Origin of the sequence: Frankia sp. KB5 (assembly GCF_002099325.1) — a bacterium.
Lineage (GTDB): Bacteria > Actinomycetota > Actinomycetes > Frankiales > Frankiaceae > Frankia > Frankia casuarinae.
In genome coordinates this window covers 59550-77332 of record NZ_MRUJ01000002.1, presented here as the reverse complement: position 1 = coordinate 77332, position 17783 = coordinate 59550, and the positions used below count along the sequence as shown (strand labels likewise).

At 71.4% G+C, this 17783-nt stretch carries 20 protein-coding genes and 1 other RNA gene; 12 read left to right on the top strand and 9 right to left on the bottom strand.

The window, feature by feature from the left end; translation table 11 throughout:
- Nucleotides 1-15 precede the first annotated feature (15 nt).
- From KBI5_RS00555 to KBI5_RS00540, 4 genes are all read left to right on the top strand, one after another.
- Nucleotides 16-660, top strand: coding sequence for a DUF6308 family protein (locus tag KBI5_RS00555; protein ID WP_085014016.1), 645 nt, complete (start codon nt 16-18; stop codon nt 658-660).
- A gap of 49 nt (nt 661-709) precedes the next feature.
- The gene (locus KBI5_RS00550) at nt 710-1672 is read left to right on the top strand and encodes an ABC transporter ATP-binding protein (protein WP_011435871.1); all 963 of its coding nucleotides are present in this window, start codon (nt 710-712) and stop codon (nt 1670-1672) included.
- Between the two features lie 115 nt (nt 1673-1787).
- The gene (locus tag KBI5_RS00545) at nt 1788-2579 is read left to right on the top strand and encodes an ABC transporter permease (RefSeq protein WP_232234952.1); all 792 of its coding nucleotides are present in this window, start codon (nt 1788-1790) and stop codon (nt 2577-2579) included.
- A 165-nt stretch (nt 2580-2744) separates the two neighbouring features.
- Nucleotides 2745-3488: a hypothetical protein gene (locus tag KBI5_RS00540; protein ID WP_011435873.1), complete on the top strand. Its 744-nt coding sequence runs from the start codon at nt 2745-2747 to the stop codon at nt 3486-3488.
- A gap of 61 nt (nt 3489-3549) precedes the next feature.
- Here KBI5_RS00540 and KBI5_RS00535 read toward each other — a convergent pair whose 3' ends face one another.
- Nucleotides 3550-4224 carry an LON peptidase substrate-binding domain-containing protein gene (locus tag KBI5_RS00535; RefSeq protein ID WP_011435874.1) on the bottom strand — a complete coding sequence of 225 codons (675 nt, stop codon included), beginning with the start codon at nt 4222-4224 and terminating at the stop codon, nt 3550-3552.
- Nucleotides 4225-4486: 262 nt separating this feature from the next.
- On the opposite strand from KBI5_RS00535, the gene KBI5_RS00530 reads away from it, so the two are divergent.
- The gene (locus KBI5_RS00530) at nt 4487-4867 is read left to right on the top strand and encodes a hypothetical protein (protein WP_241882578.1); all 381 of its coding nucleotides are present in this window, start codon (nt 4487-4489) and stop codon (nt 4865-4867) included.
- Between the two features lie 33 nt (nt 4868-4900).
- On the opposite strand, the gene KBI5_RS00525 is transcribed toward KBI5_RS00530, so the two are convergent.
- Nucleotides 4901-7147 carry a hypothetical protein gene (locus tag KBI5_RS00525; RefSeq protein ID WP_023840529.1) on the bottom strand — a complete coding sequence of 749 codons (2247 nt, stop codon included), beginning with the start codon at nt 7145-7147 and terminating at the stop codon, nt 4901-4903.
- A gap of 236 nt (nt 7148-7383) precedes the next feature.
- Complete coding sequence (locus KBI5_RS00520) at nt 7384-7587, bottom strand: hypothetical protein (RefSeq protein WP_011435877.1); 204 nt, start codon at nt 7585-7587, stop codon at nt 7384-7386.
- Nucleotides 7588-7747: 160 nt separating this feature from the next.
- Between KBI5_RS00520 and KBI5_RS00515 the strand changes: the two genes are divergently transcribed.
- The 3 genes from KBI5_RS00515 to KBI5_RS00505 all read left to right on the top strand — a co-directional run bounded on the left by KBI5_RS00515 (nt 7748) and on the right by KBI5_RS00505 (nt 10811).
- Entirely contained in the window at nt 7748-8764 is a 1017-nt protein-coding gene (locus KBI5_RS00515; protein ID WP_035958355.1) for a Nif3-like dinuclear metal center hexameric protein, read from the top strand.
- 117 nt (nt 8765-8881) lie between these two features.
- Entirely contained in the window at nt 8882-9625 is a 744-nt protein-coding gene (locus KBI5_RS00510; protein ID WP_085014014.1) for a C4-type zinc ribbon domain-containing protein, read from the top strand.
- 49 nt (nt 9626-9674) lie between these two features.
- On the top strand, nt 9675-10811 hold the full coding sequence (locus KBI5_RS00505) for a bifunctional RNase H/acid phosphatase (protein WP_085014013.1): 1137 nt from the start codon (nt 9675-9677) through the stop codon (nt 10809-10811).
- Between the two features lie 56 nt (nt 10812-10867).
- Here KBI5_RS00505 and KBI5_RS00500 read toward each other — a convergent pair whose 3' ends face one another.
- The 6 genes from KBI5_RS00500 to rnpB form a co-directional block, all read right to left on the bottom strand.
- Nucleotides 10868-11254: a hypothetical protein gene (locus KBI5_RS00500; RefSeq protein ID WP_023840527.1), complete on the bottom strand. Its 387-nt coding sequence runs from the start codon at nt 11252-11254 to the stop codon at nt 10868-10870.
- Nucleotides 11235-12146, bottom strand: coding sequence for a hypothetical protein (locus tag KBI5_RS00495; RefSeq protein WP_085014012.1), 912 nt, complete (start codon nt 12144-12146; stop codon nt 11235-11237). Before KBI5_RS00495 ends, KBI5_RS00500 begins: the two co-directional genes overlap by 20 nt.
- Nucleotides 12147-12239: 93 nt before the next feature.
- Nucleotides 12240-12482, bottom strand: a complete 243-nt coding sequence (locus KBI5_RS00490) for a helix-turn-helix transcriptional regulator (RefSeq protein WP_085014011.1) — start codon at nt 12480-12482, stop codon at nt 12240-12242.
- 189 nt (nt 12483-12671) lie between these two features.
- A complete protein-coding gene (locus tag KBI5_RS00485; RefSeq protein WP_023840524.1) occupies nt 12672-12938 on the bottom strand; it encodes a type II toxin-antitoxin system RelE/ParE family toxin in 267 nt (88 codons plus the stop codon).
- Nucleotide 12939: 1 nt separating this feature from the next.
- Entirely contained in the window at nt 12940-13191 is a 252-nt protein-coding gene (locus tag KBI5_RS00480) for a type II toxin-antitoxin system Phd/YefM family antitoxin (protein WP_232234943.1), read from the bottom strand.
- 41 nt (nt 13192-13232) lie between these two features.
- Nucleotides 13233-13645: RNase P RNA component class A (gene rnpB, locus KBI5_RS00475), an RNA gene on the bottom strand.
- Between the two features lie 334 nt (nt 13646-13979).
- Between rnpB and KBI5_RS28555 the strand changes: the two genes are divergently transcribed.
- The 4 genes from KBI5_RS28555 (at nt 13980) to KBI5_RS00455 (ending at nt 17768) form a co-directional block, all read left to right on the top strand.
- Nucleotides 13980-14321, top strand: coding sequence for a lipopolysaccharide assembly protein LapA domain-containing protein (locus tag KBI5_RS28555; protein WP_347272457.1), 342 nt, complete (start codon nt 13980-13982; stop codon nt 14319-14321).
- A 192-nt stretch (nt 14322-14513) separates the two neighbouring features.
- The gene (locus KBI5_RS00465; protein WP_023840522.1) at nt 14514-15011 is read left to right on the top strand and encodes a PaaI family thioesterase; all 498 of its coding nucleotides are present in this window, start codon (nt 14514-14516) and stop codon (nt 15009-15011) included.
- A 386-nt stretch (nt 15012-15397) separates the two neighbouring features.
- Nucleotides 15398-17602 carry a serine/threonine-protein kinase gene (locus tag KBI5_RS27455; RefSeq protein ID WP_241882582.1) on the top strand — a complete coding sequence of 735 codons (2205 nt, stop codon included), beginning with the start codon at nt 15398-15400 and terminating at the stop codon, nt 17600-17602.
- Nucleotides 17487-17768 carry a GlsB/YeaQ/YmgE family stress response membrane protein gene (locus KBI5_RS00455; RefSeq protein WP_241882581.1) on the top strand — a complete coding sequence of 94 codons (282 nt, stop codon included), beginning with the start codon at nt 17487-17489 and terminating at the stop codon, nt 17766-17768. Before KBI5_RS27455 ends, KBI5_RS00455 begins: the two co-directional genes overlap by 116 nt.
- Nucleotides 17769-17783: the final 15 nt, after the last annotated feature.

Genomic DNA, 17783 nt, shown 5'->3' with positions numbered 1-17783 from the left:
ATGAGGAGACCCAGGTTGAAGCTGGCGAAGGGCACCCGGGAGGTCTTCGACGCGGAGAGCCTGCTCGAGGAGTACCTGGGGCCGCGCAAGCGAGGTCTGCGCTACGCCTACCCGTACTACGACGGCCTGGTCACCAATAGTGATCCGGATCTGCTGTGCACCGGGGATCTCCTGGCCCCGTGCCTGCTCGGCGTCCACGTGGACCTGGATCGGATGCACACGCTCACCGCGCTGATGYCGTTGCTGCAGCGGGCGTTGGACAGGCTTCCTCCCGGCATCGAGCTCATCGAGGCCGACGAGGTCACCCTCGATCTGGTCGCCGCGCTCTACGACCCCCTCGACGACCCGGACGTCTCCGACCGGGACGTCAAGGGCTCCCTCATCGCCAAGGTGCTGCACCGCAAGCGGYCCGCCCTGGTCCCGTTGTTCGACTCCAAGGTGAGGATCTTCTACCAGCACGAGGACTGCGTCCCGCCGTCGCCGCGGGACGGGCGGTCCTGGCGGCAGTACATGGGCCTGCTCATCCGCGCGATGCAGTACGACCTGCGGGAGAACGCCGAGGAGTTCCGCCGGCTCGGGGCGCTGGTACCCGTCGCGGGTCCCCCGATCACCCCGCTGCGGATGCTCGACGTCGTGGTGTGGATGAGCAGCGCGGTGTGATCAGCGCCCGTTGTCGGCCCGGGACCATCGACCGGCTCCGACTGCGACAATGGTCGATGTGTTGAGCTACGCGGTCCGCGGGCTCACCCGGCGGCACGGGACGGGTGAGCATGCCGTTCTCGCCAATGATCGGATCGATCTCGACGTCCGGCAGGGCGAGGTGTTCGGGGTGCTCGGGCCGAACGGCGCCGGGAAGACCACGCTGGTCCGCCAGTTGATGGGTCTGCTGCGGCCGGACGCGGGCACGATTACCCTTTTTGGCCGCGACGTGCTGGCCGCCCGCGGTCTGCCGGCCCGGCTCGCCGCCTATCTGGGCCAGGACGATCTCGCGCTGGCCGAGCTGCCGGTCGCCACCGCCGTGGCGACCACCGCCCGCATGCGCGGCGTCCCCCGCTCCGCCGTGCGGGCGGTCCGTGACGCCGTGCTCGGCGAGCTCGGTCTGGAGGCGGTGGCGCATCGCCCGCTGTCGAAGCTGTCCGGTGGGCAACGCCGGCTGGCGTGTGTCGCTACCACCCTGGTGGGGGACCGGCCGATGCTCGTCCTCGACGAGCCGACCACCGGCCTCGATCCCGTCGCCCGGCGGGCCGTGTGGTCGGCGCTGCAACGTCGCCGGGACACCGTCGGTGTCACCGTCCTGCTGATCACGCACAACGTCCTCGAGGCGGAGTCGGTGCTTGACCGGGTCGCCGTCCTGGATGCCGGGCGGGTGATCGCCTGCGACACTCCGGGCCAGCTCAAGGCATCGTTGTCCGGTGACGTCCGGCTCGACCTCGCGTGGCGCCACGACCCGCCCGCGGACGACCCCACCGTCGCGACGTTGGCCGCGCTCGCCGTGGTCAACGGACGGCGGTGGACCATCCGGTTGGCTCCGGCCGCGGCCCGTGACGCCCTCGGCCGGTTGACCGCCGGCCCGGCGTTCGCCGCGCTGGACGATTTCAGTCTCGCCACCCCCTCGCTGGAGGACGTGTACCTCACCCTCGGCGGCAGGTCGCGGGACCTGGAGCGCGCATGATCGTGATTTTCCGGTGACCGTCGTTCCGGACGCGCGCGGGGCACCCGGTGGCGGGGCACCCGGGGTGCCGGCGCCATCGGTCGCGGATGGCCGCCCGGCTCCCGCCACGCGGCCGGTGTCGGCCTCCGCCCCGCCGAGCAGTGCCCCGCCGCAGCTGCCGCCGCCGACGTCGTTCCGCACCGCGTTCGGTGCGGTCTACCGCGGGCAGCTCGCCCGCTCCAAGGTGGGACGGATCCCCCTGTTGTTCGTCGCGTCGTTCCAGTCGGTCGGGATCCTCGTGCTGCTGCGCGGGATCCTCGACGTCGGCGACACCACGGCCGCCGGGCAGGTCGTGGCGGGTTCCACGGTGCTCGTGGTCGCCTTCGTCGCGTTGAACCTGCTGGCCCAGCGGTTCGGGGCGCTGCGGGCGGCCGGTGCCCTGGACTACTACCTCACGTTGCCGGTGCCCGGCGTCGCGGTGGTGCTGGGCACGGCGGCCTCGTACGCGACCTTCGCGGCGCCCGGCACTGTCGTCACCGCGGTGCTGGGGGCGCTGCTCTACGGGCTGCCGCTGTCCGGCCTGTGGCTGCTGCTGCCCGTCGTGGCGCTCGCCGGGATCTGCCTGTCCGGGCTCGGGGCGGCGATCGGCCTGCTCGCCCCTCGGCCGGAGCTCGCGACCGTCGCCGGCCAGCTCGGAATGAGCATCGTGCTGTTCTTCGGTGTGATCCCCTCCGGCCGGCTGCCCGAGGTCGGCCGCTGGGCGCGGGACGCGTTGCCCAGCAGCTACGCGGTGGACGCCCTCGCGGCCGCCTTCCAACCCGGTGTCGACTGGGCGAAGGTGGTCCTCGACCTCGGGATCTGCGCCGCCGTCGGGATGGTGGCGCTGTCTGTCGCGGCGATGGCACTGCGCCGTGTCGGCACGTCCTGAGGGCGTCATAGTTAGCGGGGCCAGCGTAGTAGCAGGACTGCTGCGGGACCGACCGGCGCGGTAGGGTCAACGGCCTGCGGCCGGTCGGCGACAACGCGCTGGTAGGCCGGGGATGCTGGTAGGCCGGGGACGAGGAGACAGACAGCCAGTGGCAGAAAGCGCGTCATGATGGAGCGGTCGTCGGGCATCCGCGGAGTCGAGCCGGTCGCGCTGTCCGTCCCACCCGGGGACGTCCCACCCGGGGACGGGCCGCACCACCCTGGTCAGCCGACCCTCGATCCGGCGATCGCCGTCCCCGCGGCCGGTGAACCGGCRCCGCCCGGGCGGAACCCGGGCCGGGCGTTCGGTGCTCGTTCGGCGGCCGTCGCCGGCCTGATCTGCGCGGCGGCGATGGCGCTCGCCGGCTTCCCGCTCGGCCTGCTCTGGGCCGCGACCGCGCCGCATCTGGATCTTGCCGTGGCGTTGGACGGGCATGAATCGGCGTTTACGGTCCAGAGCGACATCGACGTCCGGTTCGCCCTGATCTGCGCGGTCGCCGGCGTGATCGGCGGTGCCGTGGCGTGCTGGCGGGTCCGGGACGCGGGATGGCCGGTCCCGGTCGGGCTCGCCGCGGGCGGTATCGGCGGCTCGCTGATCGCCGGCTGGATCGGCCACCTGCGGCGCTCGCCCCAGCTGCTGCACGCGCTGCCGAAGGACGCCTCTCCGCTGCTCACCGACCTGGTGGACATGAAGGTCCGCGCGGGCGGGCTCTACTTTGTCATGCCGGTGACCGCCCTGCTCGTACTCCTCGTCGGGCTGTGGGTGACCTCGCGGGCCCAGTCGGACGCCGCCGAGGACAGGCGGGGTCCGACCGCGCCCGGCGACGCGCCCGGCCACGGGGCTGGGGCTGAGGTCGGGGCTGGGGACTGAGCGTCGATCCCCCGGGTGGCGAACGTCCCACGGTTCGGGCTGGGGTCAGTTCGGGCGGGGGTCAGTTCGGGCTGGGATCGACCCGGCGCAACTCGCTCGATCCGATGGTGGTGATCTTTTCCAGGAGGCCGATCTCCCGGCGGAGCAGCGCCCGTTCGGCCCGCAGTCGGTTGGCCGCGTCCGGCGCGGCGAGCAGCCCCTGACGTTCGGTGACGTCGGTGACGGCGGCGGCGGCGATCACGTACGAAAGGGCGATCGGGTCGTCGGGGAGGTCCGGCAGCGAGATCTGCACGGTGCCGGTGGCGGCGAGCCGGTCGGCGTAGGTTCGGAGCAGACGCTGGACTGCCGGAACGGTGTCGTCGGTGTCGTCGGTGTCGCCGACGTCGTCCGGCAGGTAGTCGACATCCCCGACGAGGTAGGGCTCGCTGTGCCGGTCCACCGTGCGGATCCGGAACCGGTCACCGCCCACCGTGATGAGCGAGAACCGCCCGTCGGAGTGTTCCTGGACGCGCCGCAGCACGGCGGTGCAGCCCACGTCGTGGATCGCCGGCAGGGCCGGACCCACCTCCCGGCCTCGCCGGATGGCGATCACTCCGAACCGTCGGACCTGGTCGGCGGGCTGCTCGAGCAGTTTCCGCACCAAGATCCGGTACCGTTCCTCGAAGATCTCCAGGGGTAGGACCAGCCCGGGGAGCAGGACCGTCCCGAGCGGGAACAGAGGAAGCCGCTCGCTCAACTGCGGTGCCTTCTTCCTGCCCTGCCCTCTCCGGCCCCGGACGGGACCGGAAGCGGCCGGCGGCGGTYGGGCGAGGACCGCCTGGGGYGGGTCCACGACCAGGAGTCGGACGTTTGTCCCAACCCTGTCCCCCGGTAGCCATGGTGTCCATCCACGAAGGGCTGTGATTCTCACCGGGCGCGGGTTCGGGCGCGGGTTCGGGCGGTGGACCGTCGGTGCCTGGGGACCTTCCATCCGGGTTCGTTCGCGGGACAATGGCCCGGTGTGGGAAACCGAGYCGGAGCTACTGGTCGTCTTCCATCGGCCGGACCGGGGCTTCTCGACCGGCACGGGTGTCGACCCACTGGCCGAACTGGCCGTCCTCGGCACCGTGACCTCGGCCTTGCGCCCCCGGCTGGCTCTCGTGGCGCTGCCCCCCTCCCGGGCGCCGGAGGTGGCTGCCCTGCCCGGGGTGTGCGGGGTCTTCATCGATCAGGTTCCCCCGGCGCTGCGGGAGACCCTCACCGCAGCCGAGAGCCTGTTCGTCGACGGCTGGCTGGCGCGGAGGGGCGCCAAGCGCCGCGATCCCGCAGGTGGTGAGCCCTGGGACACGCCGGGGTACCTCCCGCCCGACCGGCCACCCGGGGCGGCGCCGGCCGGATGACCCCGCGCGGCGGCTCAGAACACGCGCGGCGGCTCAGAACACGCGCCGGGGGACCGACCAGCTTGCACCGGGGCCCGACGAACGCCAGACCATGTGGAGCCGGTCGCCGACGCGGGCGAGCACCTCCAGATGCCCGTCGAAGTTGCTCTGGATCATCGAGACGGCGTCCACCCGGCCCAGCTCCGGTGCGAACGGCCGCGGTCCGCTCCAGCCCGGGGAGGGCGCGCCGTTGTTCCGGTAGAAGTGGATGAGCCCGCGGTCCGCGGCGGGGACGACCACCTCGAAGTTGCGGGAGCCGTCGGGGAAGGCGCTCTGGATGAGCGCCGGATTGCCCGTCACGCCCTCGGCGAAGACGGGGCCGGTGCGCCAGACCGCCCCGTTGTCGCGGGTGAGGTGCACGAGCCGGTTGCCGACCCGGGCGACCGCTTCCAGCATCCCGTTGCCGCCGCCCAGCGTGCCGTGGATGAGGCTGACGGCGTCGACGCGCCCGAGGTTCGCGCCGAACAGCTTCGGAGTGCTCCACGGAAATCCGTGGATGTCATGGTTGCGCCACAGGTGCAGGATGCCGACGTCCGCGGCGGGCACGAGCAGTTCGAAGTTGCCCTTGGTGCCCAGCCGGCTCTGCACCAGCGACGGAACGCCCCCCACCCCCTGGACGAGGCGGGTCGGCGGGTGCCAGGCGAAGGCGCCGGTGGAGTCCCGCCACAGGAAGTACAGCGTCGAGCCGACCCGGACGGCGACCTCGAGGGGTCCCGGCCTGGCCAGGGTGCTCTGGATCATGGTGGCGGCATCGATCCGGCCGAGCTCCTGAGCCGTCTGCCACGGGGCCATCCAGGGGAAGCCAGCCGCGTCGTTGTCCCGCCAGACGTGGGTCAGCCCGGCGAAGGCCGACGGGACGACGGCGTCGAAGTTGCCGATCTGGCCGAGCCCCCTGGCCTGGACGAGCGCCGGGTTGCCGCTTACTCCGTGGCCCCAGCCGATGTGGCTGGGGGTGTAGCGGCACAGCGCGAAACTGTTCGAGCGCATCAGGCAGTCGACGGGCGCGGGCGCGCAGGCGTCGCAGTTGCCGTTCGGGGCGTGGAACGCCCCCCACCGACCGCCGCAGTCGCACTGGGCGCCCGCGTACTCGTCCGGAGCGCCGAAGATGTGGCCGGTCTCGTGGGTGAAGACCCGGTCGATATTGTCCGGTCCCCAGCCGTCGTTGTCGACGGACATCACGAGCCGGGGGCCACCCACCGAGGAGTACGCGAAGTATCCCAGCGGATACTTGGTGAAGAACGCGCAGTAGGCGGACCGGGTGCCGAGCCGGGACCGGAGCGCGTCGACGTAGTCGTAGACGCCGTCGAAGCTGGCCGCGTAGCCGAGCCGGCTCATGGTGGGGTCACGCCACAGCGCCTCGAGGTCGGGCGCGTTCGGGTCCGGTGGGACGGACARCCGCACGATCTGGATGTCGTAGTGGAAGGTCAGGTCGGCAGCCGGGTTCGTGGTTGCGTACCAGGACAACCCGTTCTGCACCTCAGCTACGATCTTGGTGCGTTCCGCGGCGGTCAGTTGCAGCGCGGTGGTCGGCCCTTCCACGAGGATCAGCCCGACGGCCACCGATCCCTCCAGCGCCGCGCTGGTGGGGGAGGACGCCTGGGCGATCTGCGCGGTGGCCCGGGTGTCCGTGGCCCGGGTGTCCGTGGGCGCGGAGGTCGGGCTCTGGGCCTCGGCCCGCCCGTTCGGCTGGGCATGCGGTGTCGGCTGGGCATGCGGTGTCGGCTGGGCATGTGGTGTCGGCTGGTCCGGATCAGGCGAGCTGCCCCGGGGCGGCGGGATGTCGGTGCAGGGCCGGTCCATGTCCCATGGCCGGCCGTCGCGGGGACGTTCCTGCTTGAGCTGCCGGTAGGCGGCGCTGGCCCGCAGGCGGAAGGCGTCCAGCCCGAGCGTCTCGGCGCGGTTCAGCCCGGGCGACACCCCGGTGGTCGACACGACGCTGCCGTCCGCGGGGGGGAGTACCGCCGCCGCCAGCCGGGCGGCGGTGCGCTCCGCCGTCGCCGTGGAGGTGCCCCGAGGCTGGCCCAACACGTGGACCCTGCCGTAGCGGTGCAGCGGCCGTCGTTCGTTGGCCAGGGTGGGATCGGCTGGCGAGCCGTCGCCCTCGGCGGTCTGGTCTACCCCGTCATCCGAGGACGCGTCGGTGGGTGCGATCGCCGCGAACGCCGCACGGAGTGCTCGGCCCGTCTCCCCTCCGGCCGAGATGATGAGCGCGTGTTCGTCGGCCGGTACGTCCCCCGCCATACTTGATCGTTTTCCTTTCGGTGGGGATGGCTGTGCGGAGTTGTATCGTGTTGCGGCTTTGTTGTGCCGGCTTTTGTGAAAACAAGTACGCAGAGTGCCGATCTGGTGCCTTCGCCTGCTTTGTTCAGAGGGATTGCGCCAACATAGCCGGCGGCGGGCGTCCACCCGGCCGGAGCCGGGCAGCCGCCCGGGTGGCTCGGCGTCTCGGCGTCTCAGCGTCTCAGTRCCTCAGCGCCTCAGCGCCGGTCCGGAGCGAACGATGCCTGCGCCGATGGCACGTCGGGCCACATGGCCCCGACGGCGGGCCGTTCCGGCGCACCCATGGCCTCGGCCACCTTGCGCATGATGGCTTCCACCAGCCGGACAGCCTGCGGGGTCGCGAGGTTCAGCACGATCTCGGCATCCCCCGCCACCTGGAATCGCACCGAAACGTCCGCCATGACGACTGCCCTTTCCTCGCGGCTCGCCAGCACATCGCAGGCGTGTTGCCACCGGTGACGTTACGGGGCCGGAACGACCGCCCCCACGGCGCCCGGGTGTGGCACCGGACAGCGTGACCGGCTGGCAGGTCGCTGCGACGAAGCGGGTAGGGTCACGGTGGTGACCTTTCCGTCAGCGACAGTGCGTGACTGTGTGGCCGTGCTTGAGCGTTTCTTCCCTCCGTCCTGGGCCGAGTCCTGGGACGCGGTGGGACTGGCGGTGGGTGATCTGGACGCGCCGGCCTCGGCGGTCCTGTTCGCGGTGGATCCGACCCCCGAGGTGGCGGCCGAGGCCGTCACGGCGGGAGCTCAGCTGCTCGTCACCCACCACCCGCTGTTCCTGCGGGGAGTGCACGGCGTCGCCGAGACCGGTCCGGGCGGGCGGGTCGTTGCCACCCTGATCCGGGCCGGCGTCGCCCTGTACACCGTGCACACGAACGCCGATGTCGCCGCGCCGGGCGTGAGTGACGCGCTTGCCGACGCGCTGGGGTTGCGTGACGTCGCCCCGCTGTCCGCCCCGGCCCCGCTGTCCGCCCCGGCGAACGTCGGGGCCGACGAGGGCGGTGCCGGGGCCGACGAGGGCGGTGCCGGGGCCGACGAGGGCGGTGCCGGGGCCGACGAGGGCGGTGCCGGGGCCGACGAGGGCGGTGCCGGGAGCAGCGCCGGTGATGAGGGTGGTGTCGGTGATGAGGGCGGTGTCGGCGGGGCGAGCGTGTGCTGGGGCCTCGGCCGGATCGGTGACCTGCCCGCGGCCGAGTCCCTGGAACGGTTCTGCGCCCGGGTCGTCCGAGCGCTGCCGGCGACGGCGGGCGGGGTCCGGGCGACGGGTACCGCGGACCGGCTCGTCCGGCGGATCGCGGTGTGCGGCGGCTCGGGGGGAGAACTGGTCGCCGCAGCCGAGGCCGCGGGAGCGGACGTCCTCGTCACCGCGGACGGCCGGCATCACCACGTCCTCGACGCCGTCGGTGCGCATGGGGTCGTGGTGGTCGATGTCGCCCACTGGGCGAGTGAATGGCCCTGGCTGAGCCAGGCCGCCACCCGCCTGCACACCGGTCTGCGTGCGAGGGGACGTACGGTGAGCACGTCGGTATCCGCTATCGTGACCGATCCCTGGCGGGTGCACGTTCCGTCCCGGTAGGCGGTGCCGGCGGCGCGGAGGCCCGGGTCACGCGGAGGCCCGGGTCACGGAGGGCGCCGCGTCGGGTCTGGTCAGGTCGGCCAGGTGTAGTCGTTCAGGCGTACCAGTGAGGAATCGATGAAGGCCGATCCAGCAGTTCAGCTCCGCCTGCTCGATCTGCAGGCGCTCGACACCGGTATCGACCGGTCGGTGGCCCGCCGACGCGGTCTGCCGGAGCACGCCGTCATCACCGAGCGCACCGCCGCGCTGACCTCGTTGGACGGTGAGGTCGTCGGGGTGCGGACCGAGCTGAGCGACGTCGCGCGTGYCCAGCGCAAGCTGGAGAACGAGATCGACCTCGTGCGGACCCGTTCGGCCCGTGACTCCCAGCGGCTTGATTCCGGCGCCGTCTCGACGCCGCGTGAGCTGGAGAACCTGCAGGCGGAGCTCGCCTCGCTGACCCGTCGTCAGGGCGTGCTCGAGGACGACGCGCTCGAGAAGATGGAGATCGTCGAGGGCCTGGAGAGCCGGCTCTCCGCGTTGTCCCAGCAGCGATCAGCCCTGCAGGCCGAGCTCGACGCGGCGGTGGCCGCGCGGGACAAGGCCTACGCCGAGCTCGATGCCGAGGTGGCGCGGCTGCGCCATGACCGCGACGCTCTCGTCCCGGAGCTGCCCGAGGCGCTGGTCACGCTGTACGAGCGGATCCGGGCGTCCTCCAGCGGAGTGGGCGCCGCGGCCCTGCTGCGCCGCCGCTGCCAGGGCTGCCATCTTGAGCTGTCGGGCGGCGACCTGCGCGCCGTGGCGGCGGCGCCGGGGGATGAGGTGGTGCGCTGTGAGGAGTGCCGGCGCATCCTGGTCCGTACCCCCGAATCGGGGCTGTAACACCGTCGGCGGGACCCCCGCCTCGGGGGTAGACGAGGGGAGCATGTAGATGGGCACCGTGCGCAGGCTGGTCATCRAGGCCGACGGCGGGTCGCGGGGTAACCCGGGCCCGGCGGGCTACGGGGCCGTGGTCCGCGACGCCGGCTCGGGGAAGCTGCTGGCCGAGCGCGCGGACTCGATCGGGCGCGCCACGAACAACGTCGCCGAGTACTCCGGGCTGATCGCCGGGCTGCGGGCCGCCGCTGAGATCGCCCCGGACGCCGAGCTGGAGGTCCGGATGGACTCCAAGCTCGTCGTCGAGCAGATGAGCGGCCGGTGGAAGGTCAAGCATCCGGCGATGCGGCCGCTGGTGGCCGAGGCGACGGAACTCGCCGCCCGGTTCCCCGCGGTCCGTTTCCAGTGGGTGCCCCGCGCGCGCAACGCCGACGCCGATCGGCTCGCGAACGAGGCGATGGACGCCGCCGCCGCCGGRCGGGCCTGGGAACCCGCGGTCCCGCAGTCCCCGGACCCGGTCCCGCACCACGCGCCGACGACGAACCGGCTCTCCGGCTGGATGGCGCCGCCCGCACCGCCGACGACGACCGTGCTGCTGCGTCACGGGCAGACCCCGCTCTCGGTGGAGAAGCGCTTCAGCGGGACGGTCGAGGCGGCCCTGACCGACGTCGGGCTCGGCCAGGCCGCGGCCGTAGCGAACCGGCTGCGCGACGAGCCGTTCGATCTCGTCGTCAGTTCGCCGCTGAAGCGGGCCCGGCAGACCGCCGAGGCCCTCGGCCGCGACTACGTCGTCGTCGACGATTTGCGGGAGACCGACTTCGGCGCCTGGGAGGGGCTGACCTTCGCCGAGGTGCGTGAGAAGTTCCCCGATGAGCTCAATGCCTGGCTCGCCGACCCGCACGTCCCGCCGCCCGGCGGGGAGAGCCTGATCGCCACCGTGGCCCGGGTAGCGCGGGTGCGTGACCGGCTGCTCGCCGAGCAGCCAGGCGGGCGGGTCCTCATCGTCTCACACGTCACGCCGATCAAGGGGTTGGCCCAGCTGGCGCTGGCGGCGGAACCGGCCGTGCTCTACCGCCTCCACCTGGATCTGGTGTCGATGACGACCATCGACTGGTACTCCGACGGCCCGGCGGTGCTACGCGGGTTCAACGACACCCATCACCTGGCGGGCCAGACGATCTACGGCGAATAGGGGCAGCTCAGGCGGGTTGATGYGGGGTCAGGGCCGAGGCTGCCGGCCCCGCGGCGCTACCGCGCCCGCAGGGCCGCCGCCGCGGCGCTGACCTGTTCCTCCGTCGGCGCCACATACGTGAAGTCCCGGCCGCGGAGATAGTCGAGAAACGCCGGCTCCGGCGGAAGATCGTGCTCCTCCAGATAATAGGCGATCGATGCGTCCCAGACCCATTCCCCGTCTGTCAGGAGAGCAATCGGCACTCTTTTTTCGCGTGACTCGTCCAACTGGTCGACATCGAGACCGGCGGCGCGCATGATGACCGCACCCTGCCGCAGGTAGGCGAGGAAATCGGAACGCTCACGACCAGCCGGCAGGTCTAGGCGGTCGACGATGAAGGGAACTCCGTCCGCTGTGCCGTCGAAGACCTTCGCTACCTTGAGGTCACCGCGAATCAGAGGCATTGTCATCACCCTTGGTCTTCGGATGGAAGTCGATCCAGGCGCCATCGTATGGAATGGTCTCTTCCAGGACACCGAACTCGTTACGGCGTCTTGATGTCGTCCACACGTTACCGCGGTCGTCGGCCCAGGCCAGCTCGGTCGGTGCCGTCACCGCGACCCCGAGTTCGTCCGCGACCTTCTGGGCCACGGGGTTGTCGCCCTGCCCGGTCTCGCAGGACAGCAGCCGCACCGGTCGGCCGCGCCAGTTCTCGTCGGCGCGGATGAGCGCGCCGAGCTGCCGGGCGTCGAGCGCGACCTTGCCGACCCGGAATCCCGACGGGTCGCCATGYAGGTCGGCTGTGTAGGTTCCCGGGACCGGCTCGGCGGCCATCGCGGTCCTCCGCATGTCCGTGTCGGACTTCTCGAAGAAGGCGCGTCCATCTCGAGTCGGGAGGCTTTCCCGCCAGATCCTCGTGAGCCGCCACCCCAGCTTCTCCGGTCCGGCCGGCCGATCCTGCTTCCTGGCCGCGTCCATCTCACCGCCGGGCCCGCGGTCGAGCAGCGCGAGCTTGCGTTCCACCGGCGAAGGATCGGCGGACCGCGTGTCCTCTACCGACCGACGGTCGGCCGGCCACGGGGCACGATCATCCGAGGTGTTCCGGCGGTCGAGCGCGTCCAGCTTGGCGTCGATCCTGGAACGTTCCGTCTCCGGCCGCGCCGAGCCTTCAGGGGCCGAGCCTGCGGATGCCAAGCCATCGGATTCGGTGCCGTCGGCGGAAACGGGGGAGCCTGCCTCCGGTGATGTGAGCCGGTCGAGCAGCCGCGCCTTCACCTCGGCCTGGCTCGGCCCAGCCCCCGGTCTCCAGGGAGYGGCCGGCGCATCGACGCTCGCATCCGGCCGTTCGATCGACATTGCCACCTACCGTAGCAGTGTCACCACATCATGGCTAGAAACGACCAGTCAGGTGAGGACGGCGACCCAGCGTTTCGATCCCTCCAGAGATGATCAGCGCCGAGTGTCGGAGGAGGGTTGGTGGTCGGCTCTCTCCAGCCTGGCGATCTGGGGCTGCACCAGGCCGACGACAGCCGCCAGCTGACGCTGACTTAGACCGTGCTCGGTGCGGTATCGCACCACCTTGTTCGCAACGTCGCGGGCGAAAGCCCTGCGGTCCGGTGCGTCACGGAACTCGGCATCCGCGCGGTTGWCCTCAATGACCTGGTCGAGAGGCTTGAGAGCTGCGAGCTTCATGCGTCACCCTCCACGTCGTCGAGACGTTCTTCGGCCGACCTGACGGCTTTTCGGATCGGTGTCGGCCTCGACACCGATGACCAGGTTCGGCCCGATCCGTCGATAGAACGCGCGCCATGGACAGCGGCCCTGTCGTGGACGTAGGCAGGTGATGGGCGATCTTGATATCACTGTGTCGAGTCGCTCGGGTCAGAGGTGCCGGTACACCTCACGTCGATGGGCGACGTGAACGATCGTGACGAGAACGCGGGTGTGGTCGACTTGGTAGATCACCCGATATTCACCAACTCTGATCCGCAGTATCCCGGTGGGTTGGCCGGTGAGGGCCCGGGCCCCGGAGGGGCGGGGTTCCGCCGCGAGTCGTGTCACCGCGATCAGGATCCGTCGAGCGGCGGAGGCGTCGAGCTTGCGCAGCTCTCGCAGCGCCGCAGTCGCCCACTCGACGGTGTGCGCCACGTCAGTTCAGGCCGAACTCGGCGAGGACGTCGGCATGGGGTACGCGAGGCTCCTCGGCGGCCAGCGCCTCTCGGGCGACGGCGAGATCCGCTTCGTCCTCTGCCGCTTCCAGCTCACGGAGATCTTCTATGGAGATTACTGCCGCGACCGCGCGACCGTGACGGGTCAGGACGATCCGCTCCCGGGCGTGCTCCGCCTTGGAGACGATCTCGCCGAGGTGGTCGCGTGCCTCGCTGATCGGCATCTCACTCATCCCCAGATTGTACAAACCGGGGAGCGGTCGGGCCGCTGAGGCGGACGAGGTGGCCTATAAGCCGGGTCCTGTACCGGCTCGCCTCACGGCTCGCCGGCGGCGACCATCTCTCTCGGGCTGCCGTTGCCGGCAGCCTCCAGCGGTCCACCCGCAGGCTCGGGCGGGCAGCCCTCGAACGCCTGCGCGGTCCGCGACCTGTGACGGCCACGGGCCTTCTGACCTTGCTCCGGGCGGGGTTTACCGAGCCGCCCAGGTCACCCTGGGCGCTGGTGCGCTCTTACCGCACCGTTTCACCCTTACCGGCGCCGGGACCGGCACCGGCGGTCTGTTTTCTGTGGCACTGTCCCGCGGGTCACCCCGGGTGGGTGTTACCCACCGCCCTGCCCTGTGGAGCCCGGACTTTCCTCGGCGACGCCGGACCGGCCGGCGCCGACGCGGCCGCCCGGCCAACTCGTCCGCTTCCTTCAGTATAGAGTGCTTCCCGGTCCACGCTTCCTGGGCGTAGGGCTGATCGGGCTGTCGGTGCGCGGAGCCGGCCGATCGGGCGGGATGGCGGCGGGTCGAGGAACAGGAAGATCATGACGGGACCGAAGCAGCCGGGCCAAGGGTTCGGCGACGCGGGGCGTGTGGCCTCTCCGTCCGCCGTTCCGTCCGCGCCCGCGGCGCCTGCGCCGGCCGGGCAGACCCCCGCGGCCTCGCCTCCTGGAACGCCCGCCGGCCAGGTTCCGGTTGGTTCGGTTGGTCGAGCCGGTCCGGGCGGTCCGGGTGGTTCAGGCGAGGTGGCGCCCGTGCCGCACCAGCCGGTCCACCCGGGCGCACCGGATTCTCCCGGCGTCCCGGGTGCGCCCACTGGCGGCGCCCGGCCCCCGCGTCGCGGGGTTGCCTACACCACCTATGCGATCACCGTGCTGGTGCTGCTCATCGCGATCGCTGTCGTGGTCTTCGTCGTGCAGAACGACGCGCGCGTGAGCATCTGGCTGTTCGGTTCGACCAAGCAGATGTCGGTCGCGGGTGCACTGGCCGCCTCGGCCGCCRCCGGTCTCGTCGTTGGCCTACTCATCGGTGTCATTCCTCAGATCAGGCTGCGCCGCGAGTTGCGCCACCTGCGTCGCGCGGCCAGCCGCCGGTAGCTGAGCGGAGTCCTTGGCCGCGGGTCGGCCGGTAGCCGGTTGGTGTAGCCGGTTGGTGGAAGGGACGTCGGCAAGATGCCAGGCGGATCCCACCGCGTCGGTACAGTCCGGGTCGTGACGCCGTTGCGAACAGATCTGCCACCGGGAGCACAACTCCCGCCACGTCCAGCGAACGCACCGGCGCCTGGCACCGTGCTGCCGTCCCACTACGTGCGGTGCTTCGCCTGCGGTGACCAGTCCGCCCACGGACTGCACCTACGGGTCGACGCCGATGCCGGGCTCGCGCTGTGCGCGACGTTCGAGGTGACCGAGCATCATCAGGGAGCGCCGGGCCTCGCCCACGGGGGCCTGCTCAGCTGCGCCCTCGACGAGGCGTTGGGTGCGCTCGGGCATCTGACCCGGACCAGCCTGGTGACCGGCCGGCTGGAGACGGACTTCCTGCGGCCGGTACCCGTGGGCACTGTCCTGCACCTGAGCGCGCGGGTCGAGGGCGTGCTCGGCCGGCGGGTCTACGCCAGTGGCGAGGGACGGTTGAACAGCCCTACCGGACGGGTCGCGGTCCGGGCCCGAGGGCTGTTCGTCGAAGTACCCATGGAGCACTTCGTCACCCATGCCCGGGCCGAGGACATCCAGGCGATCGAGCAGGATCCGGACCTGATCCGGCTACGCGAACATCAAACTATTTTCTGATCTTCGAATCTCCTGATCTCCGAATCTCGGAATCCGCTCACGGGCAGGACTCGTTTGCTCGCTGTGATTCGACCGCGCGGACCGTCACATCTCCGTCACAGATCCGTCACAGATTTAGCTGGCACGGTGGACGTGGCAACCGGGATCGAGTCGTTGGGTCGGCTCCCCGGAACTGATTGGAACCGGCAGGCCAGGCCGATCGGTYGGGATCGACCGCTTGTGCCTCGGCCGGGAGCTCCGGGCCTGTCGGGATGCTCCATCGACCGTTGCCTCGGCCACTGCGTCGGAACGTTCGGAGCTGCGGTCGGCCCCGGCGGCCAATCCTCGCCGGCTGTCGGTCGGCTCGCGGCGGAAAGCTCGACGGAAGGGAGGGCGCGGTGCCGGCGATGTCGCTGCGCTCTGGCGATCCGGAGCGGATCGCCCGGTTCACGCTCACCGCGCGGCTCGGCTCCGGCGGTATGGGAGTCGTCTACCTCGGCATCGACGACGAGACCGGAGGGCCGGTCGCCCTCAAGGTGATCCGGTCGGACTTCACGGCCGATCCCGAGTTCCGCAGCCGGTTCCGTCGCGAGGTCGCGGCCGCCCGGGCGGTCGACGGTGCCTGCACCGCGAGGCTGGTCGATGCCGATCCCGACGCCGAGGATCCGTGGATGGCAACCGAGCACATCCACGGCCAGAGCCTCGCCGAGGCGATCGCCGACCGGGGCGCGCTGGCCATGCCGGTCGTCATGGCGCTGGCGACCGGGCTCGCCGAGGCCCTGAAGTCCATCCACGACGCCGGCATCGTCCATCGGGACCTGAAACCGGGCAACGTGATCCTCAGCGAGGACGGCCCGAAAGTGATCGACTTCGGCATCGCGGCGGCGGTCGACGCGACGGCCGCTACCAGGACGGGGGTGTTGCTGGGCAGCCCGGGTTACATGGCCCCGGAGCAGGTCACTGGACGCGGCGAGATCGGCCCGCCGGCGGACGTCTTCGCCTGGGGCCTGACGGTACTGTTTGCCGCGTCGGGGCGACCCCCCTTCGGCACCGGCCGGCCCGACGCACTGCTGTACCGGGTGGTCCACGACGAGGCCGACACCGGGGATGTTCCGCCGGCCCTGCGCCCAGCGGTCCGCGCGGCGCTGCTCAAGGAGCCCATGGCCCGGCCGAGCGCCCACGCGTTGCTGCGCGTGCTGATCGGGTCTACTGGCGACCCGGGGCGCGAGACACGCCGGATACTGCGGGACGCCTGGCTCGCTCCACCGGTGGCGACCCGTGTGAGGAGCCTTCTGCCGGCCGTGGAGGAGGATACCCACGACGCCAAGACGCAGATCCGCCTCGATGCGCCGGAGAGCGCCGGCGCGGGGACAAACGGCGCGGGGACAGCGGACCGGGCGCCACTCGGGACCGGTGGTCCGGCGGGCGAGTCCGGGCAGGTTGGCGAGTCCGGGCAGGTTGGCGAGCTTGGGCGGGTCCGCGGGTCCGCGCCCGGCGAGGATGACGGTCCGGCCGGTGGCCGGCCGACTGGAGATGATCATGATGTGGCCGCTTCCGCCGAGGTAGCTTCCGCCGGGGCGAAGCGGCCCCTGTCCGGCCGGCGGGCCCGCGCCCGACGCCACCCGCGCCGGACCGCGGGTCTGGCCGCCCTGGCCGCGACACTCGCGGGCCTGGCCGCCCTGAGCGCATCCGAGGCCGCCAGCGACCTCGGTCCGCGGGCCCCCGGGACGGCCGCCAGCTCCCGGGCGACGGGCGGGGAACTGGAGCCCGGCCCGCACGACGTGCCACCCACCCCGTCGTCGCGTGACGACGTCCCGGCCCGATCGGGACGTACTCCTGGGCCACTGGGGCTCCCCTCACCCTCTGTCATCGTTCCTCCCGCCGGTTTGTCGTCGGGGCGGCCGATCCCCGGGTTCCGGGGCACGGTCGGCCAGCTCACACAGGCCAAGGCGTTCACCGACTTCGTCGCCGCCCACGACACCCAGATCATCTTCCTCGACATCTCCACCCTCGCCGAGGGTAACGAAGGGGCCTTCTACCCCGGACCGGACYTTGGGGGGGACAACCGGCCCAACTTCACCCTCTTCGACGCGTGCGGGGCGCTCGGGCCGGGGGAGCCGCCCGGCTTCGAGCCGGGGAAGGAGTGCTTCGGGAGCACGTACCGCCTTGCCGAGATGGCGCACAGCGGTGCTTCCTTCGGCTACGTGCAGGGTTCCTACCGGCTGCGTGGTTATTTCTGGGTCGACCTGGTACCCGGAATGCACCAGGGATTCGCGAACATCAATCTGCGGGCCGTCGACGTCCGGGATCTTCCGCGTTGRCGGACGGGCGGCGTTCCGCCGGATTGGGCCTATTTTCCAGGAAAAAACCAAATAAGGAAGGTTTGTGCATCCGGTGCAGGTCGGGTGCCCGCGGTGTTTGTGCAGCCGGGTTCATGGAGACGAAGAGGAGGCAGACTCAGGCTCTGGAGGGTGTTCGGTGTTCCAAATTCTCTGGATCGTTCTGGCCGGTCTGGTGATCGGTCTTCTGGCCCGTCTGATCGTCCGGGGTCGGCAGAACATCCCACTCTGGCTGACGGTCGGGTTCGGTATCATCGGCGCGCTGGTGGGTAACGTAATCGCGAGCGCGCTCGGCGTGCGCCACACCGGCGGCTTCGACTGGATCCGGCACATCCTGCAGGTTGGTGTCGCGGTCGCGCTAGTCGCGATCGTCTCCCCGATGTGGGCGGCGCGTCGCGGGCAGAGCAGCGGCACCCGGCGCACCGCGGGCCGACTCTAGCCTGGTGCGCACACC